Raw genomic sequence first — 6,559 nt, 5'->3', positions numbered from 1 at the left:
CCGCGCAGCGGAAACGCAACGCGCCGCAGGCGCACACGAAAGAACCCCCACGGCGGGAAAGCCGACAACGTGGGATTAAAAAAGCCGAGAAACGGCGTAAATGCACAGACCGGCCAACGCCCCCACCACCGTGCCGTTGATGCGGATGAACTGGAGGTCGCGGCCGATGTGGGCCTCGATCTTGCGGGAGGTGTGGTCGGCGTCCCAGCCGGCGACGGTGTCGGTGATCAGGGCGGTGATCTCGCCGCGGTAGGTGGTGACGACGTAGCCGGCGGCGCCCTCCAGCCAGCCGTCGACCTTGCCGCGGAGGCGGCCGTCGGCGGCCAGCCGGCCGCCCAGGGAGAGGAGGGCGGCGCGGACCCGGCGGCGCAGCTCGCTGCGTTCGTCCTCGGCGGCGGCGACGATCATGCCGCGGACCGCGCTCCATGCGGAGGCGATCAGGTCCTGCACCTCGCCGCGGCCCAGCACCTCGGACTTGAGCCGTTCGACCTTCTCGCGGGTGGCGGGGTCGGTCCGCAGGTCGGCGGCGAAGTCGGTGAGGAAGCGGTCCACCGCGCCGCGCGCCGGGTGGCCGGGCATGTCCCGCATCTCGGTGACGAAGCGCAGCAGCTCCTTGTAGACCCGGTCGCCGACCTTGCGGTCGACGAAGCGGGGGGTCCAGCCGGGGGCGCCGCCGGAGACCGCGGCGACGACCGAGTCGCCGTGGTCGACGAGCCAGTCGTGGGCGCGGGCGCAGACCAGGTCGACGATGCGGGTGTGGCCGCCCTCGGAGACGATCCGCTCCAGCAGGGAGCCGAGGCCGGGGGCGATCTCGGCGGTGTCGGCGCGGCGGGTGATGGCCTCCCCGACGACCGCCTGGACGTCGTCGTCGCGCAGGACGGTCAGCGCGCCGCGCAGCGCGGTGGACAGCTCGGCGGTGACCCGGTCGGCGTTGCGCGGCTCGGCGAGCCAGCTGCCGAGGCGGGCGCCGACGCCGACCGCCCGCAGCCGGCGGCGGACCACGTCGCCGGAGAGGAAGTTCTCCCCGACGAAGTCGCCGAGGCTCCGGCCGAGCTGGTCCTTCTTGGTGGGGATGATCGCGGTGTGCGGGATGGGCAGGCCCAGGGGCCGTTTGAAGAGGGCGGTGACCGCGAACCAGTCGGCGAGCGCGCCGACCATGCCGGCCTCCGCGGCGGCGGCGACGTAACCGGTCCAGGCGCCCGCGCCGGCCGCGCCGGCCCAGGTGGCGAGGGTGTAGACGACGGCGACGGCCAGCAGCAGTGCGGTCGCCAGCGCCTTCATCCGGCGGACGCCCTTCCGTTTCTCTTCGTCGGCGGGGCTGTAGACGAAGCCGCCGGGGCCCGGCCCGCCGCCCGGCGCGGGGGCCGGGGCCGCGACCCGCGCCGGTGGTGCGCCGGCCGTCCCGCGCGTCCGCTTCGCTGTCGTGCGTGCCATCCGCTCCACCGCTCCCACCGTCTCCCCCGCCTTCCGTACGCCGTCCGGCCCCGTCGCCGGCGGTACGCCGTATGTGTCCCACAGTGCCCTACTCCCGGAACCCGCCACGAGTTCCCGGCGCGCGGCGGACCCCGGTGGCGGTCCAGGGCGCCAGGCGGCCTCCGGGGGGTCCGTGGGATCATGGAACACCGGCCGGGCGGCGACGTCGCCGCCGGTCAGGACCGGCCCGGGCGCCCGGGTCCGGCCACCCCTCTGCCCGCCCGGAGCGTGCAGCTCCGCCAGCCCCAGGAGACGCCTCCCGCATGACCAGACGTGTGGGTTACACCCTGCTCGCCGGCCTGGTGGCGGTGGTGGTGCTGATCTCGGCCGCGATATTCGTCGGCTTCGGCGGGGCCCGCGGCCCCCTGGGCGGCACCCTGCGCGGCCCGCAGGCACCGGCCGCCCCGGCGGTCTCCGGGCAGTGGGTCGGCACCTGGTCGGCGGCGGTGGCGTCGGCCGAGCCGGGCACCCAGGACGGCTACGGCGGCATGTCGATCCGCAACGTGGTGCACACCAGCGTCGGCGGCTCCCGCACCCGGATCCGGCTGTCCAACCTCTACGGCACCCGGCCGCTGTCGCTCAGCCATGTGTCGATGGCGCTGGCCGCGGGCAGCGGCAGCCCGATCGCCGCGGCCGGCACGATGCGCCGGCTGGCGTTCGGCGGCAGGCCGTCGGTGACGATCCCGGCGGGCGGGGAGATCACCAGCGACCCGGTGCGGCTGGCCGTGCCCGGCAACGCCGACCTGCTGGTCACGACGTACTCCCCGGCCCCCTCGGGCCCGGCCACCTACCACCCGTACGCCCGCCAGACGTCGTATCTGGCGCGCGGGGACCACGCCGAGGACGCGGCCGGCACCGCCTACACCGAGCAGAGCCCGTACTGGCGGTACCTCACCGGGGTGGACGTGTGGAGCACCAAGGCGCGCGGCGCGGTGGTGGCGATCGGCGACTCGATCACCGACGGCATCACCTCCACGCCGGGCGCCAACCACCGCTGGACGGACTTCCTCGCCGCCCGGCTGCGCGAGGAGCCGGGCGCCCCCCGCTACGGCGTCCTGAACGCGGGCATCAGCGGCAACCGCCTGCTGACCGATTCCGGCCCGCTCGCCCCCACCAACGGGCCGAGCCTGCTGTCCCGGCTGGACCGGGACGCGCTGTCCCGTACGGGGGTGAAGGCGGTGGTGGTGGAGATCGGGGTGAACGACCTGTTCAAGGCCCCGCGCCAGCTGGATCCGCAGAAGGTGGCGGCGGGCATGCGGGAGGTCGTGCGACGGGCGCACGCCCGGGGCCTGCGGGTCACCGGCAGCACCCTGACGCCGTTCGGCGGGCACCGCGGCTACTCCCGGCGGCTGAACGACGTCCGCGAACAGGTCAACCGGCTGATCCGCTCCGGGACCGTCTACGACGACGTCGTCGACTTCGACAGGGTCCTGCGCGATCCGGCGCACCCGCTGCGGCTGCGCCCGGCGTACGACTCCGGGGACCACCTGCACCCCAGTGACGCCGGCTACCGCGCGATGGCCGACGCGGTGGACGTCGGCCGGCTCCGGCAGGCGGTACCCGCGGCGCTGTGACCGGGGCGGGCGTCAGGGCAGTTCCCGGCGGGCCCGGCGCTCCTGCCGCAGCCGCCGCCGGTCCTCCTTGCGCTCGGCCTTCAGGCGGCGCCACTCCTCCTTGGGGAGTTTGCGCTCCACGCCGACGCCGCCCAGCAGGGCCAGCCCGGAGACGATGACGCGGGGTGCGCCGGGGTCGGCGGGCGAGCCGTCCTCCCGGCTGTCGAAGCTGCCCATGATGCCCAGGCCGCGGGTGACGACCTCGACGCCGGGCGGCACGATGACGTTGACGCCGCCGAGCACCGCCCAGACGCTGATCTCGATCTCCCGGCCGGCGAAGTCGGCCTCGCGCAGGTCCAGTTCGCCGCCGCCCAGGCAGCACACCGCGGTGAAGCGGCGGCCGATCGTCCACCGCCCCTTGCGTTCGAAGCCGCCGAGGACGGCGATGCCGGTCGTGTGGCCGTGGGCGTCCTCGCGGATCCGCCCGGCCCACCCGGTGACCGCGCCGCCGGGTGCGGGTGCCGGTTCCTTGCGGAGCGAGAGCGGGGCGGGGGCGCCGGCCGGGGCGGCGGCCGGCAGGTCGGCGGTGAGCGGCTCCAGTTCGCCGTACGTGCGGGCCCGGTAGGCGGTGTCGAGCCGCTCGCCGAACTCCGCCATGTCCAGGCGCCCTTCGGCGAGCGCGTCGCGCAGGATGTCGGCGACCCGCTCGCGGTCGGCGTCGGAGGCCCGCAGCTGCGGCAGCCGTTCGTCAGTCATACCGACAGACTAGGGACTGGCGGGGGCTTCGTCGCCCGGCTGCGGGCGGGCGGCGCCGCCGCGCGCGTACAGATCGGCGACCAGCGCCTCGATGTCCGGCTCGCGGACCGACAGGTCCACCAGGGGGTAGCGGGCGGCGATCGCGGCCACCAGGGGCGCGGCGCTGTGCCCGGCCGGGAACGCCAGCCACTGCCGGGGCCCTTCGACCCGTACGGTGCGGGCCCCGGGGACGCCGTCGATCGGCGGGAGCTGCCGGGCCAGGTCCACCACCAGGGTCCGTTCGCCGTCCGCGGCGGCGCGCAGCCCGGCCAGGTCCCCGTCGAAGACCAGCCGGCCGTGGTCGATGACCATCACCCGGCGGCACAGCTGCTCGATGTCGGTGAGGTCGTGGGTGGTGAGCACCACGGTGGTGCCGCGCTCGGTGTTGAGTTCGCGGAGGAAGGTGCGGACGGTGGCCTTGCTGACGACGTCCAGGCCGATGGTGGGCTCGTCGAGGTAGAGCACCTCGGGGTCGTGCAGCAGCGCCGCGGTGAGGTCGCCGCGCATCCGCTGGCCGAGGGAGAGCTGCCGGACCGGGACGTCCAGCAGCGGTCCCAGGCCCAGGAGTTCGGTGCAGCGCGCCAGGTTGGCGCGGAAGACCGCGGGCGGGATGCGGTACATCCGGCGCACCAGGTCGTAGGAGTCGGCGAGCGGCAGGTCCCACCACAGGGTGGTGCGCTGGCCGAGGACCACGCCGATCCGGCGGGCGAGCCGGAGGCGGTCGCGGGCCGGGTCGAGGCCGGCGACCCGCAGCCGGCCGCCGCTGGGCACCAGGATGCCGGTGAGCATCTTGAGGGTGGTGGACTTGCCGGCGCCGTTGGGCCCGAGGTAGCCGACCATCTCGCCGCGCGGCACCTGGAAGGTGAGGCCGTCCACGGCCCGCACCTCGTGCCGGGTGCGGCGCAGCCGGCCGGCCCGGCGGCGGACGGTGAAGACCTTCTCGACGCCGTCCAGCTCGATCAGCGGCCCGGCGGACCCGGCACTCATACCGGCAACTCCTCGTGTCTGTACGGTGGATGAAGGTGGGTCAGCTACCGGTGCTGCGGTAGGCGCGGAGGCCGTGGCGCCAGGCCAGGGCGGCGCCCGCGCCCATCAGGGCGGCCACCGCGGGGCTCAGGAACGCCGTCCAGCCGGGCAGCCCGAGCGGGTAGGGGCGGCCCAGCAGCCACAGCGCGGGCAGCCAGTTGACGAAGGCCAGCGGGACGATGAAGGTGACCGAGCGGACCAGGTCGCGGGCGAACACCGTCGGCGGGTAGCGGAGCAGGGCGTTGCCGCCGTAGGTCAGGGCGTTCTGGAGCTCGGCGGCGTCCTGCGCCCAGAACTGGAACGCCGCCCCGGCGGTGAACACCGCCCCGAAGATCACCGCCCCGCACACCGTCATCAGCGGCACCATCAGGACCCGGCCCGGCGTCCAGTCCACGTCGAGGTGGCCGGTGGACCACACCAGCACCAGCAGCCCCTGGACGACGCGGCCCAGGCGGCGCAGCGCGAACCGGTCGGCGGCGAGCTGCGCCCACACCGGCGCCGGGCGCAGCAGCAGGGTGTCCAGCGTGCCGTCGCGGATCCGGGCGCCCAGCCGCTCCAGGCTGCCGACCAGCAGGTCCGCCAGGCCCAGGGCGAGCGAGCCGGTGCCGTAGAGGAAGGCGACCTCGGGGAGGGCGTAGCCGCCGAGCGCGCGCACGTGCGCGAACATCAGGGCGATCGCGGCGAAGTCCAGCCCGCTGGCGGCGAAGTTGCCGAGCGCCATCAGCACGAACGACGTCCGGTAGGCCAGCGCGGAGCGCACCTGCATCCACGCGAGCAGCGCGTAGCCGGTCAGGGCGTCCCGGAGGACGGGCAGCCGGCCGCCGGGCCGGTCAGCCACCGTGGACCACCACCTTGCGGGTGGCGGCGGCCTGCACCAGCCGCCCCAGGGCCAGCAGGGCCGCCGCCCAGGCCGCCTGGAAGAGCAGGCCGCGCAGCAGGCCGGTGCCGGTCCGGGCGCCGGTCAGCACGTCGGCGGGGACCTGGAGCAGCGCCGCCCACGGCAGCAGCTGGGCGAGGTCGGCGAGCCCGCCGGGGAAGACCCGCAGCGGCAGCACCATCCCGGAGAAGAACATGCCCGCCAGGGCGCTGATCAGGGCCAGTCCGGAGCTGTCCAGCAGCCAGAAGCCGGACAGCGCGACGAGGTAGCGCAGCGCGAAGCTCACCACCACGCCCAGCAGGGCGGACAGCAGGAACCAGCCCCAGGTGGCCGGGTCGGCGGGCAGGGCCAGCGGGAAGGCCAGCGCGCCCACCGCCAGCGGGACGATCCCGCGGCCGATCAGCTGGAGCGCGGCCCGGCCCAGGTCGGCGGCGAGCCACCACAGCTGGAGGTCGGCGGGCCGGTGGAGGTCCACCGCGATGTCGCCGCTGCGGATCCGCTCCTGGAGCTCGTCCACGCCGCCCACCGCGATCAGCGCGACGGCCAGCAGCGCCTGGCCGGTCCAGACGAAGGTCAGCGCCTGCGCCGGGCCGTAGCCGCCGAGGTGCGGGCGCTGCTGCCAGAGGGCGAGGTAGGCGTAGGCGAGGAGGAACCCGAAGACGGTGTTGGTGGCGAGGCCGGCGGCGGTGGCGGCGCGGTAGGTGGCGTACCGCCGGAAGGCGCCGGCCGCCACGGCCACGTACAGCACGCTGTCCTCCCCCGCTCGTGTCCGGTCCGTCCGGGCTGGCTGCGGACGGCGAGTTCCGGAGCCTAAGGGCCGCCGCGGAGGGGCACC

At 75.5% G+C, this 6,559-nt stretch carries 6 protein-coding genes; 1 reads left to right on the top strand and 5 read right to left on the bottom strand.

The window, feature by feature from the left end; translation table 11 throughout:
* Positions 1 to 75: 75 nt before the first annotated feature.
* Positions 76 to 1,434, bottom strand: coding sequence for a DUF445 domain-containing protein (locus MUU72_RS12960; protein WP_248013346.1), 1,359 nt, complete (start codon positions 1,432 to 1,434; stop codon positions 76 to 78).
* Positions 1,435 to 1,736: 302 nt separating this feature from the next.
* Here MUU72_RS12960 and MUU72_RS12955 point away from each other — a divergent pair, with 302 nt between their 5' ends.
* Positions 1,737 to 3,047: an SGNH/GDSL hydrolase family protein gene (locus MUU72_RS12955; protein WP_248013345.1), complete on the top strand. Its 1,311-nt coding sequence runs from the start codon at positions 1,737 to 1,739 to the stop codon at positions 3,045 to 3,047.
* A gap of 12 nt (positions 3,048 to 3,059) precedes the next feature.
* On the opposite strand, the gene MUU72_RS12950 is transcribed toward MUU72_RS12955, so the two are convergent.
* The 4 genes from MUU72_RS12950 to MUU72_RS12935 form a co-directional block, all read right to left on the bottom strand.
* Positions 3,060 to 3,782, bottom strand: coding sequence for a DUF1707 SHOCT-like domain-containing protein (locus MUU72_RS12950; protein ID WP_248013344.1), 723 nt, complete (start codon positions 3,780 to 3,782; stop codon positions 3,060 to 3,062).
* Between the two features lie 9 nt (positions 3,783 to 3,791).
* Positions 3,792 to 4,808 carry an ABC transporter ATP-binding protein gene (locus tag MUU72_RS12945; protein WP_248013343.1) on the bottom strand — a complete coding sequence of 339 codons (1,017 nt, stop codon included), beginning with the start codon at positions 4,806 to 4,808 and terminating at the stop codon, positions 3,792 to 3,794.
* A 40-nt stretch (positions 4,809 to 4,848) separates the two neighbouring features.
* Positions 4,849 to 5,613 (bottom strand): ABC transporter permease, encoded by a 765-nt coding sequence (locus MUU72_RS12940; RefSeq protein ID WP_248013356.1) that lies wholly within the window; start codon positions 5,611 to 5,613, stop codon positions 4,849 to 4,851.
* Between the two features lie 64 nt (positions 5,614 to 5,677).
* Positions 5,678 to 6,472, bottom strand: a complete 795-nt coding sequence (locus MUU72_RS12935; RefSeq protein WP_248013342.1) for an ABC transporter permease — start codon at positions 6,470 to 6,472, stop codon at positions 5,678 to 5,680.
* Between the last annotated feature and the right edge of the window lie 87 nt (positions 6,473 to 6,559).

Origin of the sequence: Streptomyces rhizoryzae (assembly GCF_023155275.1) — a bacterium.
Classification (GTDB): domain Bacteria; phylum Actinomycetota; class Actinomycetes; order Streptomycetales; family Streptomycetaceae; genus Streptomyces; species Streptomyces rhizoryzae.
The sequence above is the reverse complement of the archived record's forward strand: the minus strand, read 5'-3'. Positions and strand labels throughout refer to the sequence as shown.

What these genes read in the sequence shown, in the direction of transcription:
- MUU72_RS12940 (WP_248013356.1), bottom strand. Translation starts at nt 5,613, where the DNA reads ATGCAGGTGCGCTCCGCGCTGGCCTACCGGACGTCGTTCGTGCTGATG.
- MUU72_RS12945 (WP_248013343.1), bottom strand. Translation starts at nt 4,808, where the DNA reads ATGAGTGCCGGGTCCGCCGGGCCGCTGATCGAGCTGGACGGCGTCGAG.
- MUU72_RS12960 (WP_248013346.1), bottom strand. Translation starts at nt 1,434, where the DNA reads ATGGCACGCACGACAGCGAAGCGGACGCGCGGGACGGCCGGCGCACCA.
- MUU72_RS12955 (WP_248013345.1), top strand. Translation starts at nt 1,737, where the DNA reads ATGACCAGACGTGTGGGTTACACCCTGCTCGCCGGCCTGGTGGCGGTG.
- MUU72_RS12950 (WP_248013344.1), bottom strand. Translation starts at nt 3,782, where the DNA reads ATGACTGACGAACGGCTGCCGCAGCTGCGGGCCTCCGACGCCGACCGC.